This window comes from Acidipropionibacterium virtanenii, from assembly GCF_003325455.1.
Taxonomy (GTDB): Bacteria; Actinomycetota; Actinomycetes; order Propionibacteriales; family Propionibacteriaceae; genus Acidipropionibacterium; species Acidipropionibacterium virtanenii.
In genome coordinates this window covers 1,927,648-1,944,563 of the sequence record NZ_CP025198.1, presented here as the reverse complement: position 1 = coordinate 1,944,563, position 16,916 = coordinate 1,927,648, and the positions used below count along the sequence as shown (strand labels likewise).

Annotated in this window: 16 protein-coding genes; 11 read left to right on the top strand and 5 right to left on the bottom strand. The window is 68.9% G+C overall.

Features of this window, described 5'->3' with window-relative positions; all coding sequences use genetic code 11:
- Positions 1–110: 110 nt before the first annotated feature.
- The gene (locus tag JS278_RS08945) at positions 111–980 is read right to left on the bottom strand and encodes an App1 family protein phosphatidate phosphatase (protein WP_114046223.1); all 870 of its coding nucleotides are present in this window, start codon (positions 978–980) and stop codon (positions 111–113) included.
- A 332-nt stretch (positions 981–1,312) separates the two neighbouring features.
- On the opposite strand from JS278_RS08945, the gene JS278_RS08940 reads away from it, so the two are divergent.
- Genes JS278_RS08940 through JS278_RS08930 form a run of 3 tightly spaced genes read left to right on the top strand, consistent with a single transcriptional unit; the run spans position 1,313 to position 5,086 of the window.
- Positions 1,313–3,304, top strand: coding sequence for an OPT family oligopeptide transporter (locus JS278_RS08940; protein WP_114044870.1), 1,992 nt, complete (start codon positions 1,313–1,315; stop codon positions 3,302–3,304).
- A gap of 7 nt (positions 3,305–3,311) precedes the next feature.
- A complete protein-coding gene (locus JS278_RS08935) occupies positions 3,312–3,941 on the top strand; it encodes a DUF5998 family protein (protein WP_220149950.1) in 630 nt (209 codons plus the stop codon).
- 5 nt (positions 3,942–3,946) lie between these two features.
- Positions 3,947–5,086, top strand: a complete 1,140-nt coding sequence (locus JS278_RS08930) for an alkaline phosphatase family protein (RefSeq protein WP_425451428.1) — start codon at positions 3,947–3,949, stop codon at positions 5,084–5,086.
- Between the two features lie 30 nt (positions 5,087–5,116).
- Here the strand turns inward: JS278_RS08930 and sepH are convergent, their stop codons facing one another.
- A complete protein-coding gene (gene sepH, locus JS278_RS08925) occupies positions 5,117–6,211 on the bottom strand; it encodes a septation protein SepH (protein ID WP_245935069.1) in 1,095 nt (364 codons plus the stop codon).
- A 207-nt stretch (positions 6,212–6,418) separates the two neighbouring features.
- On the opposite strand from sepH, the gene JS278_RS08920 reads away from it, so the two are divergent.
- A complete protein-coding gene (locus JS278_RS08920) occupies positions 6,419–6,715 on the top strand; it encodes a DUF4193 domain-containing protein (RefSeq protein ID WP_015070340.1) in 297 nt (98 codons plus the stop codon).
- Here JS278_RS08920 and JS278_RS08915 read toward each other — a convergent pair.
- Positions 6,694–6,960: a DUF4235 domain-containing protein gene (locus JS278_RS08915; protein ID WP_114046221.1), complete on the bottom strand. Its 267-nt coding sequence runs from the start codon at positions 6,958–6,960 to the stop codon at positions 6,694–6,696. The genes JS278_RS08920 and JS278_RS08915 overlap by 22 nt on opposite strands.
- A gap of 92 nt (positions 6,961–7,052) precedes the next feature.
- Here JS278_RS08915 and JS278_RS08910 point away from each other — a divergent pair, with 92 nt between their 5' ends.
- The 4 genes from JS278_RS08910 to JS278_RS08895 all read left to right on the top strand — a co-directional run bounded on the left by JS278_RS08910 (position 7,053) and on the right by JS278_RS08895 (position 9,247).
- Entirely contained in the window at positions 7,053–7,574 is a 522-nt protein-coding gene (locus JS278_RS08910) for a DUF3093 domain-containing protein (protein WP_114044867.1), read from the top strand.
- Positions 7,571–8,011 (top strand): dUTP diphosphatase, encoded by a 441-nt coding sequence (gene dut / locus JS278_RS08905; protein ID WP_114044866.1) that lies wholly within the window; start codon positions 7,571–7,573, stop codon positions 8,009–8,011. The genes JS278_RS08910 and dut overlap by 4 nt, the downstream gene beginning before the upstream one ends.
- A gap of 124 nt (positions 8,012–8,135) precedes the next feature.
- The gene (locus JS278_RS08900; protein WP_114046220.1) at positions 8,136–8,855 is read left to right on the top strand and encodes a DUF3710 domain-containing protein; all 720 of its coding nucleotides are present in this window, start codon (positions 8,136–8,138) and stop codon (positions 8,853–8,855) included.
- Positions 8,855–9,247, top strand: coding sequence for an OB-fold nucleic acid binding domain-containing protein (locus JS278_RS08895; protein WP_114044865.1), 393 nt, complete (start codon positions 8,855–8,857; stop codon positions 9,245–9,247). The genes JS278_RS08900 and JS278_RS08895 overlap by 1 nt, the downstream gene beginning before the upstream one ends.
- A 106-nt stretch (positions 9,248–9,353) precedes the next feature.
- Here the strand turns inward: JS278_RS08895 and JS278_RS08890 are convergent, their stop codons facing one another.
- Positions 9,354–10,013: a potassium channel family protein gene (locus tag JS278_RS08890; RefSeq protein WP_114044864.1), complete on the bottom strand. Its 660-nt coding sequence runs from the start codon at positions 10,011–10,013 to the stop codon at positions 9,354–9,356.
- A 19-nt stretch (positions 10,014–10,032) separates the two neighbouring features.
- A complete protein-coding gene (locus JS278_RS08885) occupies positions 10,033–10,680 on the bottom strand; it encodes a potassium channel family protein (RefSeq protein WP_114046219.1) in 648 nt (215 codons plus the stop codon).
- 113 nt (positions 10,681–10,793) lie between these two features.
- Here JS278_RS08885 and JS278_RS08880 point away from each other — a divergent pair, with 113 nt between their 5' ends.
- From JS278_RS08880 to acnA, 3 genes are all read left to right on the top strand, one after another.
- Positions 10,794–12,824, top strand: a complete 2,031-nt coding sequence (locus tag JS278_RS08880) for an APC family permease (protein WP_114044863.1) — start codon at positions 10,794–10,796, stop codon at positions 12,822–12,824.
- 11 nt (positions 12,825–12,835) lie between these two features.
- Positions 12,836–14,068, top strand: a complete 1,233-nt coding sequence (locus JS278_RS08875) for a class I SAM-dependent RNA methyltransferase (protein WP_114044862.1) — start codon at positions 12,836–12,838, stop codon at positions 14,066–14,068.
- Positions 14,069–14,171: 103 nt separating this feature from the next.
- Complete coding sequence (acnA, locus tag JS278_RS08870; protein WP_114044861.1) at positions 14,172–16,847, top strand: aconitate hydratase AcnA; 2,676 nt, start codon at positions 14,172–14,174, stop codon at positions 16,845–16,847.
- Positions 16,848–16,916: the final 69 nt, after the last annotated feature.

Genomic DNA, 16,916 nt, shown 5'->3' with positions numbered 1-16,916 from the left:
TCCTGCTCCTCCCGTGGACCACGGCCTCAGCGACCGCGGCGCCCCTCATTGTGACCGATGACACCGACATGCGGCGATCCGGGCCCGTGTGCCGCCCGCCTCCGGGACCTTCAACCGCCGTCCCTGTCGGTCTGGGCCAGCACGCTCCGCAGTGGAGGGTACAGAAGATCCCCGTCGGGGGCCCGGACCAGCGGGGCCGGGCCGGCCTTCCGCCTCCTGCGCGAGACGGGATCCAGACCGGCGGCCGTGCCGTGGGCCAGGACCTGCTCGGTGGGGGTCAGCTCGCGGATCGCGATGGCGCGCACCCTGGCCGGGTGCTCCCGGTCGAACTCGTTGTACAGGGCGACATCGTGCTGGCCGTCGTCGCCCACCAGGACCCACCGGACTCCGGGCAGGGCGCGGGCGAGTTCGCGCATCGCCTCCCGCTTGTGATCGGTGCCCGACCTGAACCAGCCGGTGTTGGTCGGCCCCCAGTCCGTCAGCAGCAGCGGGCCGGCGGGATAGCCGTGGCGGGCCAGGAAGCGGGTGAGGAAGGGGTAGGTGTTCCACGCCCCGGTCGACACGTACATCACCGGGGCGTCGGGCTGGTCGGCCAGCAGCCGTTGGTACATCCGGGCCATCCCCGGGATCGGTTGGCGCGCCTGCTCGGTCCGTACGAAGGAGTTCCATGCGGCGATCAGCAGCCGGGGCAGAGAGGTGGAGATGACGGTGTCGTCGATGTCGGAGATGATCCCGAAGTCCTGGTCGGGTCCCACCACCAGGACACTGGCCGAGGAGTGGGAGCCTCCAGGCCCGTGCAGCGCCACATCGTGCCATCCCGGGGCGAGACCGGGGTTCGGGAAGCGCAGGTCGACATACCCTTCCCGGTCGGAGCGGACCTGCACCCGGTCGCCCGGCAGATCGATGCCGACCTCGGCGCACGGGCTGGGCAGGCCCACGAAGTTGCGCCAGCCCCGCTGGGTGAGGAAGTCATCGGCCACCCGGCCCAGGACGGTGCGGCCCAGCGGGGGGGCCAGAACCACCCGCGCCAGCACCCGGATCTGAGTCTGCGAGCCGTATCCGTAGAAGGGGATGATGGAGTTCACCCAGCCGCGCCGGGCCAGGATCCGATTGAGGCGGCGCACCAGCGCCTCCTCGATCCGAGCGCCGATGAAGGGCCGGTTGGTCATGGCCACGACCCTAGAGCATCGCGACGCCCCGTTCGGTGGTCTCCGGCTGCGCAGGGGAGCAATCGGTCATCCTGAGGGTGGCTGCGACGACGATGAGTGGCATAGTGAGTCGGGCTTGTTTCTGACACGAGGAGAGTCCACCCATGTCCCAACTGGACCGGTCATCGTCGCAGGTCCGTGAACTCACAGTGCGCTCCGTCATCATCGGTGCGCTCATCACGCTCGTCTTCACGGCCGCCAACGTCTATCTCGGTCTCAAGGTGGGCCTGACCTTCGCCACCTCGATTCCGGCCGCGGTCATCTCGATGGCGATCCTTCACAAATTCTCCAGTCACACCGTGGTGGAGAACAACATCGTCCAGACCATCGCCTCGGCCGCCGGCACCCTGTCGGCCATCATCTTCGTGCTTCCCGGCCTGGTGATGGTCGGATGGTGGCAGGGCTTCCCCTACTGGACCACCGCCGCGGTCTGCGCCGTCGGGGGCCTGCTCGGCGTCATGTACTCCATCCCGCTGCGCCGCGCCCTGGTCACCGGTTCCGACCTGCCCTACCCCGAGGGCGTCGCCGGAGCCGAGGTGCTCAAGGTCGGCGACACCCACGAGGGGGCCGCCGCCAACAAGGTCGGCATCAAGGTGATCCTCGCGGGCGCCCTCAGCTCCGCCGGATACGTGCTGGCCTCCGACTTCGGCCTGGTCAGGTCCGAGGTCTCGAAGACCTTCCGCACCGGTAACGGCGGCACCATGGTCGGTGCCAGCCTGTCGATGGCGCTGATGGGGGTCGGTCACCTCGTCGGCCTCACCGTCGGCGTCGCCATGTTCGTCGGCATGCTGATCTCCTACGGGGTGCTGCTGCCCATCCGGAGCTCCGGCAAGCTCGGTGGGGGAGGGCTCGAGGACGTCGTCTCCACGATCTTCAGTACCGACGTCCGCTTCGTGGGCGCCGGGTGCATCGCCATCGCCGCGATCTGGACCCTGGCCAAGATCATCGGACCCATCGCCAGGGGCATCAAGGAGGCCATCGCCTCGGCACGCACCCGCCGCGGCGGCGGCCAGGTGCCGATCACCGAGCGCGACATCCCCATCAACATCGTCGCCATCGTCACCCTGGTCTGCATGATCCCGATCGCCTTCCTGCTGTGGGACTTCGCCTCCGGCACCGTGCTGCACGGCGGCATCGCCGGCATCGTCACCGTCAGCGTCGTGTTCACCCTGCTCATCGGCCTGGTGGTCGCCTCGGTCTGCGGCTACATGGCCGGTCTCATCGGCGCCTCCAACAGCCCGATCTCGGGCGTCGGCATCCTCGTCGTCCTCATCGCCGCCGTCATCATCAAGGGCGTCTACGGCCAGGCCGACGCCCAGCACAATGCCGCGCTGATCGCCTACACCCTGTTCACCGCCGCGATCGTCTTCGGCATCGGCACCATCTCCAACGACAACCTGCAGGATCTCAAGACCGGCCAACTGGTCGGATCGACCCCGTGGAAGCAGCAGGTGGCGCTGATCATCGGTGTGGTCTTCGGATCGGCGATCATCCCGCCGGTGATGGATCTCATGCAGAAGGCCTTCGGCTTCCTCGGCGCTCCCGGTGCGGGCGACAACGCCCTGGCGGCCCCCCAGGCCGCGCTCATCTCCTCGCTGGCCAAGGGCGTCTTCGGCGGCGACCTCGACTGGGGTCTCATCGGCCTGGGCGCCGGGATCGGCGCCGTCATCATCGTCATCGACGAGGTGATCAAGAAGACCAGCAAGGCCCGCTTCGGCCTGCCGCCGCTGGCCGTCGGCATGGGCATGTACCTGCCGATCACCCTCTCCCTGACCATCCCGATCGGCGCCACCGTCGGAGCCCTCTACAACCGGTGGGCCTCCCACACCAATGGCGACGTGGACGAGAAGAAGCGCACCGGCATCCTGCTGGCCACCGGCCTCATCGTCGGCGAGAGCATCTTCGGGGTCATCTACGCGGGCATCGTCGCGGCCACCGGATCCGACTCCCCGCTGGTCCTGCCGTTCCTCACCGGCGGGTACGAGAGCTTCTCCGGGATCGTCGGCGTGGTGATCTTCGTCGCGACCCTGGCGGTGCTCTACCGCTGGACCACCCGCAAGGCGGAGGCCAGGGCGGCCGCCGAGCACCAGGGCTGAGGGCGAGGTGACACCCTCCGACCATCGTGACCGAGCGGCCCGCCTCCAGGCGGGCCGCCCGGCCCTGCCGCCGGCGCTCGCCGCCGAGATCGAGTCCTGCGGGTACTTCCCCGAGGTCGTCATCGACGCGGCGGCCCTCGCCTGCGGCGTCGAAGAGGTTCTCGACCACCTCATCCACCACGAGGCGACCTTCGAGATGGACGAGATCCACCGCCATCTGACGGTGATCCTGCGCACCCCGACCAGACTGATCATCTGCCACACCGACGACCGCACCGAGAACGGCCAGCTCCAGGCGATCACCTCGAGCGAATCCATCCCCTTCGGACGGGTCTCCTCGGTGGTCCTCACCCGGGTCATCGCCCACCCCGAATCCTTCGGGCATGCGGTCCAACCGGCCGGCAGCACCGTGGAGACCTGGCTCCAGATCGCCTGGGGAGCGGTCTCCAGGATCGACCTGGCCCCCGCCGACTGCGGCGACCCGACCTGCGAGGCCGACCACGGTTACACCGGGAACCTGTCGGGCGACGACATCACCATCCGGATGAGCCCTGCGGCCGACGGCTCGGACCAGGTCGCGCGTCTGGTGGCCTTCGCCACCCGGCTCCAGCAGGTGGCGACCGGCGGCGACCGATGAGCGCCATGACACTTCCCCCGGAGTTTCTCCTTCCGGTCCACGGCCGGTCCACCCTCGCCGAGCTGGTGCCGGCCATCGCCTCCCATCTCACGGGGGAGGGGGAGGATCCCTTCGGGCTGCCCGAGGCGCAACGCTACGTGCTGCTGCTGGTCGACGGCATGGGCGCCGAGCTGCTGGAGTCCCATGCCGGCCTGGCTCCGCATCTCACCTCGATGGACGGGCTGGGCGGCGTCACCTGCGCAGTGCCCTCGACCACCGCGACCTCGCTGAGCTGCCTGGGCACCGGCGCTCAGCCGGGACGCCACGGCATCCTGGGATACACCTTCCGGTCCCCGCTGGGGGGAGTCGTGATGAATGCGCTCACCTGGCGCGGTGGGGACGCCCCGTCGGTTCTCCAGCCCCACCCCACCGCCTTCGAGCAGCTGGCGGCCCATCGGGTGGCGGTGACCTCCGTGGGACCCGAGCGGTTCAAGAGGTCCGGGCTGACGATGGCGTCGCTGCGCGGCCCCGAATTCGTACCGGTCGCCGACGAGGACGACATCGACCTGAGGGCCGACCTGGCACGGTCGGCCACGGGGCGCGGCGACCGCTCCCTCACCTACGTCTACGAGCGGTCCCTGGACCATGTGGGCCACGGCGAGGGCTGCGAGTCCCCGGCCTGGCGACGGCGCCTGGGATGGGTCGATGAACTGGTGGAGGCCCTGTCGGAGGGCCTGGACCCCGGCACGGTGCTCATCGTCACCGCCGATCACGGCATGGTCGATATTCCCCGCGACCGTCGCGTCCTGGTGGAGGACGACCCGTCCCTGCTGGCCGACGTCGACGACATCGGCGGGGAGCCCCGGTTCCGTCAGATCTACACGGACCGGCCCGAGCAGGTGGCCGAGCGGTGGTCCCGGGTGCTCGGCGACCGGGCCGCGGTGCTGACCGCCGACCAGGCGATCGGGGCGGGCCTGTTCGGCGACTGGGATCCGGGCCTTCGCCGCCGTCTGGGAGACGTTGTGGTGCCGATGCGCCGGGACTGGGCCGTGATGACCGAACGGGAGCCCAACGAGATGGGCCTGGTGGGAATGCACGGATCCCTCACATCGGTGGAGATGGCGGTGCCGCTGCGCTGGGAGACGGTGGGACAGCCCCGATGGTGAACCCGGCCGGCGCCCCGGCTCAGGTGGGCCTCAGCTCTGCGAGCCGGGCCCGCCGAACATGATCTCGTCCCAGCTGGGGATCGACGCCCGCTTGTGACCGCGCTTCTTCCTGCGTCCTCCGGGCCGGGGCCGGCCCCCGGCGGAGGGTTCTGCTGAAGCGGATTCCGGGGAGGCGGGTTCGGCAGGGGTGGCGGGGGAGGCCGCGGCACTCCTGGGGACCGTCCCGGGTGTGGAGCCGGTCTCCCCGGAATCGTCCGTGCGCTCCTCCCGGGAATCACCGGGACCGGGTTCGGGTGACGGGTGCGATGCGTGCGCCGGAGGGGTCGGGGGGATCGGGGTGGCGACCGGCTCGGAGAAGCCCTCGTAGATGTTGACCGAGTCCTCCTGGAACCCCGCCAGCATCTCGTAGAGCATGTCCATCTGGCCCTGGGAGCTGGGCACGAAGTCGTAGACCCCGTCGGTCGACGTCATTCCCGGCACATGGGGGGAGCCCTCCGGCTCCGGACCGGCCTGCCGGGAGTCCTGCTGTCCGTCCCCGGCGCCCCGGGCCGCCTCCTGGGACGACGGTCTGCCCGAGGCGCGGGGCCGACGCCGGGCGCGGTCGCTCACGGCGCGCACGATCGCCAGGTCGTCGTGCAGGTCGATGGTCGGCTCCTTGTCGGGATCCCTGGTCTCCTCCTCCTCGGTCTGAGCCAGCGGGACCCGGTCGTCGACCAGCCAGCGCGCCCCGACGTCCTGAGGCAGGGAGTAGCGGCCTCTCAGATCGAAACGGAAGGTCGCCTGGCCCTGTCCCGGACCCGGATCGCCCTCCCAGCCGGCCACCACCGCCCAGCTGCGGTCCTGATGGCGCCAGCACCGCCAGGTGATGGCGTCGACGTCCATGTCATGGGCACGGCAGACCTGCGCCACGATCGAGCTGAGCCCCCGGTGCGAGCCCGGATCCCCGTGCCTGCGCACCGGGCAGTCCATGGCCACCTCGACGACATGGTCAAGCTCAGCGAGAACGGGGACGGCGAAGGGCTCGACCTGTTCCACCGAGACCCCGGCCTCGGCGGCGACGTCATCCACACTGGCGCCGGAACGGATACGGGCCTGAATCTCCCGCGGACTCAGTGCGCTGTCCATCTCCAACCTTTCTCTCCCAGGGGGCCTGGCGTCCTGGGTGTGGTCTCGCCGTATCGCCCGGTCTCCCAATCTAGCTTGGCGGAGGCCCCGGTCGCAGTGCTTGATCGGTGTGATACACATAGGGCCGAACATTGACCGGCAGGCGGAGCGGCGGAATGACCGTCGAGAGCCTGCGAGCACGGCAGACAGCCGCTACGGGAGGGCAACATGGCGACCGATTACGACGCCCCGCGAAAGACCGACGAGGATGCCAACGAGGATTCCATCGAGGAGCTCAAGAACCGCCGGAATGACAAGAATTCCGGAAAGGTCGACGAGGACGAGGTCGAGGCGGCGGAGTCATTCGAGCTGCCCGGTGCCGACCTGTCCCACGAGGAGCTGACGGTCCGGGTCCTGCCCCGCCAGTCCGGCGAGTTCACCTGCGCCTCCTGCTTCCTGGTCAAGGGCCGCTCCCAGCTGGCCGAGGAGCGCGACGGCAAGTTCTACTGCGTCGACTGCGTGTGAGCCCGCAGCTGGTGGCTGCGGACGGCACGGTTGATGAGCAGCTGGCTGCCGGCGATACCGATACCACTGGCCAGCGCCCAGCTGAACGCCTTGAACGCCGGCACGTCGGGGTCAGAGGATTCGGGCGGCGTCTCGTCGCCGGTCACGATGGTCCACACGCCGGTGACCACTTTCTGCGCGACGAAGGTCGTCAGGGCGCCGGCTGCGGCCGCGTAGACCTTCCACAAGAGCTTGTCAGAGATCATGACGACCATCGTATTCGGGTCCGTGGGGTTCCCGTCCACCGCGACCTGCGCCCAGGGACGGGAATGACGTCGGGACGGGGGGTCCGCGGGCGGTGAGCACGAAGCGACGATCCGGGTCCGGAGCGCCCGAATACACCGAGCGGATGTGGATGCCGTGGTGGTGGTGGCTGGTGGGGGGCTTCTTCGTCTTATCGATGATCCTGGCCGTGGCGGCCTGGGTCTCCTCCGTCGCGGGGATCCTGGCCTGTCTGGCCATCGCGGGGCTGAGCCTGTGGGCGGGGCTCGCCGTCGGGCTGACCCGGATCAGCGTGGACGCCGAGGGGTTCAGCGTGGGGCCCAACCGGATCGAGTGGCAGTGGGTCGACCGGGCCCGGGGCTGCGACTCCCGAACCATGTCGACGATCCTGCACAGTGGGAATCAGGTCGGATCCTTCATCTGCACGCGGCCGTGGATCGGCTCCGGAGTGGTGCTGAGACTCGCGGACCGGGCCGATCCCCATCCGGCCTGGATCGTGTCCTCGCGTCGGCCCGACGAACTCACGGACGCGATCAGGCGGCACCTGGGCGCCGTTGAGGAGCGGCCCACCGACATCACCTCCGAGGAGACCCGATGAGACCCCTGGACGTTCCCGTGGTGCTGGGTGCCCAGGCCGGCATCCCTCGCTACGCCATGCCCGGTGACGCGGGCGCCGACCTCACCACGACGGTCGAGGTGCACCTTGAGCCCGGCTGCCGGGCCCTGGTGCCCACCGGCGTGCGGGTTGCGATCCCCGAGGGATTCGTCGGTCTGATCAACCCGAGATCCGGCCTCGCCGCCCGGACCGGGCTCAGCATCGTCAACACCCCGGGCACCATCGACTCGGGGTACCGGGGGGAGCTGAAGGTGCTTCTCATCAACACCGATGCCGACCGGGCGGTCGACATCTCGGCCGGGGACCGGATCGCCCAGTTGGTGATCGTGCCGGTGATGACCGCCCGATTCGTCCCGGTCGACGAGCTGCCCGAGACGACTCGCGGGGAGTCGGGATACGGCTCGACCGGCGTCGCCTGACGGTCGGACAGGCCGGTGCCGGCTCGCAGATAGACTGCCATGAGTTCGAGGGCCGAGGACCGGTCCGGAGGATGAGCATGCCCCGCCCGGCATGTCCGCACGATGAACGGAGGAGGCCCCAGTGATCTTCGGTCGCAGGAAGAACAAGGACGTGGACGTCGAGGAGACCGACGAGGAGGCCCTTGACAGCACCGACGAGACCGAGGCCGCCGAGGATCCGGATGAGGTCGAGGACGATGATGCCCGGGAGGACGAGACCTACCGGATCAATCTGGAGCGTGAGGACGGTCCCTTCGACATCGACGAGGTGGACCTGGACGCCGACGACATCGCACGGATCGACTTCGGCTCGCTGATCGTCACCCCCTTCGAGAACATGGAGATGCAGATCCAGGTCGACCAGGAGACCGGCCAGGTCCAGAGCCTTCTGGTCGTCCAGGACGGCTCGGCCATCGAGGTCGCCCTTTTCGCCGCTCCTGCCAACGGACAGATGATCGGCCAGGTTCATGAGGAGATGATCGAGGGCACCGAGAGTCAGGGCGGGGATGCCAGTGTGACCCAGGGAATTCTCGGCGCCGAACTGCGCCGGGTGGTGCCGATGGAGGGCCCGGACGGCGAGCAGGGCTATCACGTGTCTCGCAGCTGGCTCGCCCAGGGGCCGCGCTGGCTGCTCAGGGGCGTTCTCATGGGCTCCAGCGCCATGGAGGAGGAGCTCGATCCCACCGGGAGGCTGCTGCTGGAGTTCTTCTGCAACCTGGTGGTCCGTCGTGACGACCGGCCGCGGGTCCCCGGCGACATCATCACTCTGCAGATGCCTGCGGACCTGGCACCCGAGGAGTCCTGATGGCCCCCAGGGCGAACCCCTCCGGGGCGCGCGCAGGCGTCCTCCGCCGAGTCCTGCAAAGAGTCACGGCCACCAACGAGGATCTCGAGGACGACGAGCTTCGCCAGAGCTCCGTCGACGCCGGAGCCGTCACGATCGCCGACTCCGCGCTGCGAACCCGGGTGAATCTGCAGGGGCGCATCGAAGTGCTCACACTCAACCCCAAGGGCACGAACCGATGGCTCGAGGCCGAGCTGAGTGACGGCACGGGCACCGTCCACCTGATCTGGATGGGCCGGCGTCGCATCCCGGGCCTGAGGGCCGGCCGGAGGTTGTCGGTCGAGGGACTCATCTCCGCCGACGACGGCCGCCGGGTCATCTACAACCCCCGCTACCAGTTGTTGGCCGAGTAACAAGTGGACAACCCCTCCACGTCGCTACGCTCCCGCCTCTCCGAGCGGGTCGGGTCCGCGGAGCACGGACGGGATTCCTCCTGTGCTGGCGGGGTCACAGGTGACCTCACTTCGGGGCGAGGAGCTCCACCAGGTCCGACTCGTAGTTCGGCGAGACGATGAACAGCAGCTCATCGCCGGCCTCCAGGGCCGCCTCCCGCTCCGGAGTGCGGCCCTGACCGTCGCGGATGACGGCCACCAGCGTCGCATCCCCGGGAAGCGGGATGTCGCGGACGCGTTCGCCGACCCGGGGACTGGCATCGGGAAGGGTGAGTTCCACCAGGTTGGCCCGGCCCTTCTGGAAGGTGAAGAGTCGCACCAGGTCTCCGACCGTCACGGCCTCCTCGACCAGGGCCGCCATGAGCCTGGGGGTGGACACCGCGACGTCGACCCCCCACACCTCGTCGAACATCCACTCATTGCCCGGGTGATTGACCCGGGCCACCGTTCTGGGCACCCCGAACTCCGTCTTGGCCAGCAGCGAGTGCACCAGATTGGCCTTGTCGTCGCCGGTCGCCGCGATCGCGACGTCGCAGCGGTCCAACCTGGCCTCCTCCAGGGAGGCCAGTTCGCAGGCGTCGGCGCACAGCCACTCGGCCTCCGGCACGGAGTCGGGTTTCATGGCGTGCGGGTTGCGGTCGATGAGCAGGATCTGGTGTCCGTGTGCGATGAGTTCGCGGGCGATGGAGCGGCCGACATTGCCGGCGCCGACGATGGCGATGCGCATGGAGTCTCTTTCTGTGGGATCAGCGGCGGGCCGGAGGCGCGGCGAGGAGGCGCTCGACCTCGGGCACCCTCTCCACCTCCACCGCCGCGTAGACGACGTCGCCGTCCTGAAGCAGGGTGGAACCGTCGGGCACCATGCCGGTGCCGAAGCGTTGCAGGAATGGCAGCGGGGTGTGGATCTGGGCCTGGATCGCGCTGATCCTCATCCCCACCCAGCCCGCGTGCGTGTTGACCCGGATGAGACGGGCCTGACCGGAGGGATCGCGCCAGGCGGGCTCCGAGCCCTCGGGCATCAGGCTGCGCAGCACCTGGTCGGCCGCCCAGCGCACCGTGGCCACGGTCGGGATCCCGAGCCTCTCGTAGACCTCGGCGCGCCCCTGGTCGTAGATCCGGGCCACCACATTGTCGATGCCGAACTCTTCACGGACCACCCGGGCGGCGAGCACATTGGAGTTGTCGCCGCTGGACACGGCTGCGAACCCGTCGGCGTTACGGATCTCGGCCTTCTCCAGGACGGTGCGGTCGAAGCCCACCCCCCTGACCGTCGAGCCCTTGAACTCCGGGCCCAGACGCCGGAAGGAGTCGGCGTCGGTGTCGATGACGACCACGCTGTGGCCCCGCTTCTCCAACGACCTGGCCAGGCTGGATCCGACCCTGCCGCATCCCATGATGACGATATGCACGTCCTCTCCCGTCAATAGTCCGATCACATTCTGCACCCTGGCGGGCTGGTCGTTCCCTACTGCCCCAAACTGCCCCAACAGAAGTAGAGTTGCCGCCCGTGAAACTATCGCAGGCCGTCAAGCGGGTGCTCATCGGTCGCAAGCTTGAGAGCTCCTCGCTCGGGCAGACCCTGCTGCCCAAACGGATCGCCCTCCCGGTGTTCGCCTCCGACGCCCTTTCGAGCGTCGCCTACGCGCCCGATGAGATCCTCATCACGCTGTCGCTGGCCGGAGCCGCAGGGTTCGCGTTCTCCTGGAAGATCGGTGTCGCGGTGGCCTGCGTCATGCTGGTGGTGGTGATGTCCTACCGCCAGACCGTCCACGCCTACCCCTCCGGTGGCGGGGACTACGAGGTGGCCACCGCGAACCTCGGGCCCAGCGCGGGGCTGATCGTGGCCAGCTCCCTGCTGGTCGATTATGTGCTCACCGTGGCCGTGTCGGTGTCCTCGGGGGTCCAGAACGCGGAGGCCATGATTCCGGCGATCCACGGTCATGAGGGCGTCATCGCAGCCGGCGTCATCCTCGTGCTCACCGGACTGAACCTGAGAGGCACCAAGGAGTCCGGCAGCGTCTTCGCGGTCCCGGTCTACGCCTTCATGGTGAGCGTGGGCGCCCTGGTGATCTGGGGGCTCACCCAGATCTTCGTGCTGGGACACCATCTGCAGGCGCCGACCGCCGCCGCCACCATCCAGGGCTCCCCGAAATACGCCTCACTGGCCGGCCTGGCCATGGTGGCGCTGCTTGCACGGACCTTCTCGTCGGGCTGTGCGGCGCTGACCGGAGTCGAGGCGATCTCGAACGGGGTGCCCTCGTTCCGCGAGCCGAAGTCCCGCAATGCGGCCGCCACCCTGGCCCTCCTCGGCGGGATCGCAGTGTCCATGCTCATCGGCATCATCGTGCTGGCCCGGGTGACCGGGGTGAAGATGTTCGACGAGCAGGGCGGCGCCTCACGGCTGATCGGGGCCGACGGACGGCCGATCGAGTCCCAGACGACGGTGGTCGGTCAGCTCGCCCAGGCCGTCTTCTACGACTCCTTCCGGCCCGGCTTCTACATCATGATCATCTGCACGATGGTGATCCTCTTCCTGGCGGCCAACACCGCCTTCAACGGATTCCCGGTGCTCAGCTCCATTCTGGCCAAGGACGGTTACCTGCCCCGCCAGCTGCACACTCGCGGGGACCGGCTGGCCTTCTCGAACGGCATCGTCACCCTGGCGGTGGGGGCCGCGGTACTGGTGCTGGTGTTCAACGCCTCGGTGACAGCGCTCATCCAGTTGTACGTGGTCGGGGTGTTCATCTCCTTCACCGTCAGCCAGACGGGGATGTTGCGGCACTGGACCCGGCGGTTGCGCACCGAGACCCGGGCGACACGAAAGGAGAGGCGGCAGTGGCAGCGCTCCCGGGTCATCAATGCCGTCGGCCTGGTGATGACCGGCGTGGTGCTGGTGATCATCCTCGTCTCCAAGTTCGTCCACGGCGCCTACCTGGCACTGCTGGCGATGGCGGTGGTCTTCATCGGGATGAAGGCGATCCGACGCCACTACGACGCCGTGCGACGCGAGCTGGCCCTGTCCAGCGCATCCGACCGGGCACTGCCCTCCCGGGTCCATGCCGTGGTGCTGGTCTCCGATCTCAACAAGCCCACGATGCGCGCCCTGCAGTTCGCCAAGGCCACGGTGCCGACCTTCCTCGAGGCGGCCACTGTGGACGTCGACCCGGAGGCGACCGAACGGGTCCTCGAGCGCTGGGACGAGGAGGACGTCGACGTCCCTCTCAAGGTGATCGCCTCACCGTACCGGGAGGTCACCAACCCCTTCATCGAGCACATCCGCAGGATTCGCAGCGAGAATCCCCGCGACATGGTCGAGGTGTTCATCCCCGAATACGTGGTGGGCCACTGGTGGGAGCAGGTCCTGCACAACCAGACCGGTCTGGTGATCCGCACCAGGCTGCACTTCATGCCCGGGGTGCTGATCTCCACGGTGCCCTACCAGCTGCGATCCTCCGAGGCGATCGAGCAGCGCTGGCGCCGGGACGATCCGCGCTCCTGGCGCGACTCGGCACGTACTGTGGATGCTCCGAAGAACTGAGAGGGGTGCCGATGTCCGAGAGCCCTGCGGTCCTGGACCTGGAGCTGGGTCCGATCGCGCACGGTGGATTCTGCGTGGCCCGTCTTCAGGGCCGCGTCGTCTTCGTGCGCGGCGGCCTGCCGGGAGAGCGCGTCCGCGCCCGGGTGATCGACGACTCGAAGGCCTCCCACTGGTTCGCCACGGCGACCGAGGTGCTCCGCGCCGACGACCACCGGGTCGCACCGCCGTGCCCGGTGTCGCAGCGCTGCGGGGGATGCGACTTCCAGCACGTGGAGCCCGCCTTCCAGCGCCAGCTCAAGCGACGGGTCGTCTCGGAGCAGTTGAGCCGGGGCGCCGGGATCGAGTGGGACGGCGCGGTGGAGCCGGCCGGCGATGATGAGGACGGCCTGGGCTGGCGCACCCGGATGCGCTACGGAGTCCAGCACGGCCGGCCCGCGCTGAGGGCGTTCCGCTCCCACGACCTGGTGACGGTGCCCGAGGGCGGCTGCCCGATCTCCCATCCGGCCGGTCGGCCGGCTGCCGAGAAGGCGGCCGCCGGAGCCGCACAGGTCGCCGTGGCGGTGGCCGGAGCCCTGACCGACGACCCCACCGTGGGGGTGGTCGCCGACGGCCACCGGGTCGAGGGGCCCTCGCTGCTCGTTGAGGGACTGGATCCCCGGGTGCCGCTGGCCAGAGCCGGGAATCGGTCCTGGAAGGTGGGTGCGGACGGCTTCTGGCAGGTGCATCCCCGTGCCGCCACGGTCCTGGCCGAGGCCGTCATCGATGGTCTGAAGCCGCGACCGGGGGAGCGGGCCCTGGACCTGTACTGCGGGGTGGGGCTGTTCGCCGGGCTGCTGGCCGACGCCGGGGTGCGGGTGGAAGGCGTGGAGGTCTCCCGGGCAGCCGTGGGGCTGGCCCGACGCAACGTCCCCGGAGCGCGGTTCTGGGCCGGTCGCACCGATCGGATCATGCCCAGGATGTCGCACCGCGCCGACCTGGTCGTGCTGGATCCTCCCCGCAAGGGAGCGGGGCGCAAGGTCGCGGGTCAGGTGGCTTCGGTGCGCCCGCGCGCGATCGCCCATGTGGCCTGCGACCCCGCCGCCCTGGCCCGTGATCTGTCGCTCTTCGCCGAGAACGGCTACCGTCCGGTGTCGATCAGGGCCTTCGACCTCTTCCCGATGACCCACCACGTCGAGTGCGTCGCGATCCTTCGCGCATCCGATGATGAGGCGATCCTTCGCGCGCAGGACGGCGATGGCCACTGACATGGTATCTTGACGTCAAGATAGTTTGGTTCCGGCTAGGCCGGCACCCGCGGGGCCATGATGGGTCCCATAGATTTCCAGCCCGCTACAGCTTGGAGTTCTGATGAGCATCAACAGTTTCGGCGCCAGGAGGTCCCTGGACGTCGCCGGAGAGTCCTACGAGATCTACGGCGTCGACGCCGTGGAGGGATCGGACAGCCTGCCGTACAGCCTCAAGGTGCTTCTGGAGAACCTCCTGCGCACCGAGGACGGGGCCAATATCACCGCTGAGCAGATCGCCGCCCTGGGCCACTGGGACCCCGAGGCCCAGCCCTCCCACGAGATCCAGTTCACCCCGGCGCGGGTGATCATGCAGGACTTCACCGGAGTGCCCTGCATCGTGGACCTGGCCACCATGCGCGAGGCCATCGCCGATCTGGGCGGGGATCCTCAGCGCGTCAATCCGCTGTCGCCCGCGGAGATGGTGATCGACCACTCCGTCATCGTCGAGAGCTTCGGCACCCCGAAGGCCTTCGAACTCAACCAGGAGATCGAGTACCAGCGCAACCGGGAGCGCTACCAGTTCCTGCGCTGGGGCCAGACGGCCTTCGAGAACTTCCGCGTCGTCCCGCCGGGCACCGGGATCGTCCACCAGGTCAACATCGAGCACCTGGCCCGCGTCACCTTCGTCCACGACCAGGACGGACACAAGGTGGCCTATCCCGACACGTGTGTGGGCACCGACTCCCATACCACCATGGTGAACGGCCTCGGAGTGGTGGGCTGGGGGGTCGGCGGCATCGAGGCCGAGGCCGCCATGCTGGGCCAGCCGGTCTCGATGCTGGTGCCCCGGGTGGTCGGTTTCAAACTCTACGGGGCGCTGCGCGACGGGGTCACGGCCACCGACCTGGTGCTCACCATCACCCAGATGCTGCGCGAGCACAAGGTGGTCGGCAAGTTCGTCGAGTTCTACGGCCCCGGGGTGGCCGCCGTGCCACTGGCGAACCGCGCCACCCTGGGCAATATGAGCCCCGAGTACGGCTCCACCATCGCGGTCTTCCCGATCGACGACGTCACCCTGGACTACCTGCGCCTCACCGGGCGCCCCGAGCACCAGATCACGCTCGTGGAGTCCTATGCCCGGGCCCAGGGAATGTGGCACGACCCCGACCATGAGGCGCGGTACTCCGAGTACCTGGAGCTGGACCTGTCGGCCGTCGAGCCCTCCCTGGCCGGCCCCAAGCGTCCTCAGGACCGGATCCCGCTGGCCTCCTCGAAGCAGTTCTTCGAGAGGACGGTGCCTGATTACACATCCAGTCCCGACGTGTCGGTGCCGGTGACCCTGACCGACGACCGCTCCTTCGATCTGCGCAACGGTGCGGTGAGCGTGGCGGCCATCACCTCCTGCACCAACACCTCGAACCCGAGCGTGATGATCTCGGCGGGACTGGTGGCGCGCAAGGCCCACGAGTTCGGCCTGACCCCCAAGCCCTGGGTGAAGACCTCGTTGGCCCCCGGTTCGCAGGTGGTCACCGACTATCTGGAGCGCTCCGGGCTCACCGGGGACCTCGACGCCCTGGGATTCGACCTGGTCGGCTACGGATGCACCACCTGCATCGGCAACACCGGGCCGCTCATCCCCGAGATCTCCGCGGCCGTCAACGACAACGACATGGCCGTCACCGCAGTGCTGTCGGGCAATCGCAATTTCGAGGGCCGCATCAGCCCCGACGTCAAGATGAACTACCTGGCCTCCCCGCCGCTGGTGGTGGTCTACGCGCTCGCCGGGACGATGGACATCGACCTGGCCACTGAGCCCATCGGCACCGCCTCCGACGGCACCGACGTCTACATGAAGGACGTGTGGCCCTCGACCGAGGAGATCGAGAGCATCGTCGGCTCGGCGATCTCGGCCGACATGTACACCCGCCGCTACGCCGACGTCTTCGAGGGCGGTTCCCGCTGGAAGTCCCTGGAGACGCCCGAGGGCAAGACCTTCGCCTGGGACGTCGAGTCCACCTATGTGCGCAAGCTGCCGATCTTCGACGGGATGCCCGCCGAGCCGCAGCCCGCCGCCGACATCAGCGACGCCCGCGTCCTGCTGAAGCTCGGGGACTCGGTGACCACCGACCACATCTCTCCGGCCGGGGCCATCAAGACCGACTCCCCGGCCGGCCGCTGGCTCTCGGAGCAGGGTGTGGCCCGCAAGGACTTCAACTCTTACGGATCCCGGCGCGGCAACCACGAGGTGATGATGCGCGGCACCTTCGCCAACATCCGGCTGCGCAACCAGCTGGCCCCGGGCACCGAGGGCGGCTTCACCCGCGACTTCACCGTCGACGGGGCGCCGGTGACGACGGTCTTCGACGCCTCGATGCACTACCAGGACGCCGGGGTGCCGCTGGTGGTGCTGGGCGGCAAGGAGTACGGCTCGGGGTCCTCGCGCGACTGGGCCGCCAAGGGCACCATGCTGCTGGGGGTCAAGGTCGTCATCACCGAGTCCTACGAGCGGATCCACCGCTCGAACCTGATCGGGATGGGCGTCCTTCCGCTGCAGTTCCCCGATGGATTCAGCGCGGAGTCGCTGGGCCTGACCGGTGAGGAGGTGTTCTCCTTCACCGGTATCGACGCCCTCAACGAGTCCATTCCGAGCACGGTGCACGTGAACGCCGCCCGGCCCGACGGATCGGACGTCGAGTTCGACGCCACCGTGCGCATCGACACCCCGGGGGAGCGCGAGTACTACCTCAACGGCGGGATCCTGCAGTACGTGCTGCGGTCCATGGCGGCCTCCGCCTGATCGGACGCTGCGGCGCCCACGCCCACGGCCCTGCGGCCTGGGCCGTGGGCGCCGCCACGTTTCCGCGCT

What these genes read in the sequence shown, in the direction of transcription:
- JS278_RS08940 (WP_114044870.1), top strand. Translation starts at nt 1,313, where the DNA reads ATGTCCCAACTGGACCGGTCATCGTCGCAGGTCCGTGAACTCACAGTG.
- JS278_RS08930 (WP_425451428.1), top strand. Translation starts at nt 3,947, where the DNA reads ATGACACTTCCCCCGGAGTTTCTCCTTCCGGTCCACGGCCGGTCCACC.
- dut (WP_114044866.1), top strand. Translation starts at nt 7,571, where the DNA reads ATGAGACCCCTGGACGTTCCCGTGGTGCTGGGTGCCCAGGCCGGCATC.
- JS278_RS08895 (WP_114044865.1), top strand. Translation starts at nt 8,855, where the DNA reads ATGGCCCCCAGGGCGAACCCCTCCGGGGCGCGCGCAGGCGTCCTCCGC.
- JS278_RS08915 (WP_114046221.1), bottom strand. Translation starts at nt 6,960, where the DNA reads ATGATCTCTGACAAGCTCTTGTGGAAGGTCTACGCGGCCGCAGCCGGC.
- JS278_RS08890 (WP_114044864.1), bottom strand. Translation starts at nt 10,013, where the DNA reads ATGCGCATCGCCATCGTCGGCGCCGGCAATGTCGGCCGCTCCATCGCC.
- JS278_RS08885 (WP_114046219.1), bottom strand. Translation starts at nt 10,680, where the DNA reads ATGGGATGCGGCAGGGTCGGATCCAGCCTGGCCAGGTCGTTGGAGAAG.
- acnA (WP_114044861.1), top strand. Translation starts at nt 14,172, where the DNA reads ATGAGCATCAACAGTTTCGGCGCCAGGAGGTCCCTGGACGTCGCCGGA.
- JS278_RS08920 (WP_015070340.1), top strand. Translation starts at nt 6,419, where the DNA reads ATGGCGACCGATTACGACGCCCCGCGAAAGACCGACGAGGATGCCAAC.
- JS278_RS08875 (WP_114044862.1), top strand. Translation starts at nt 12,836, where the DNA reads ATGTCCGAGAGCCCTGCGGTCCTGGACCTGGAGCTGGGTCCGATCGCG.
- sepH (WP_245935069.1), bottom strand. Translation starts at nt 6,211, where the DNA reads ATGGACAGCGCACTGAGTCCGCGGGAGATTCAGGCCCGTATCCGTTCC.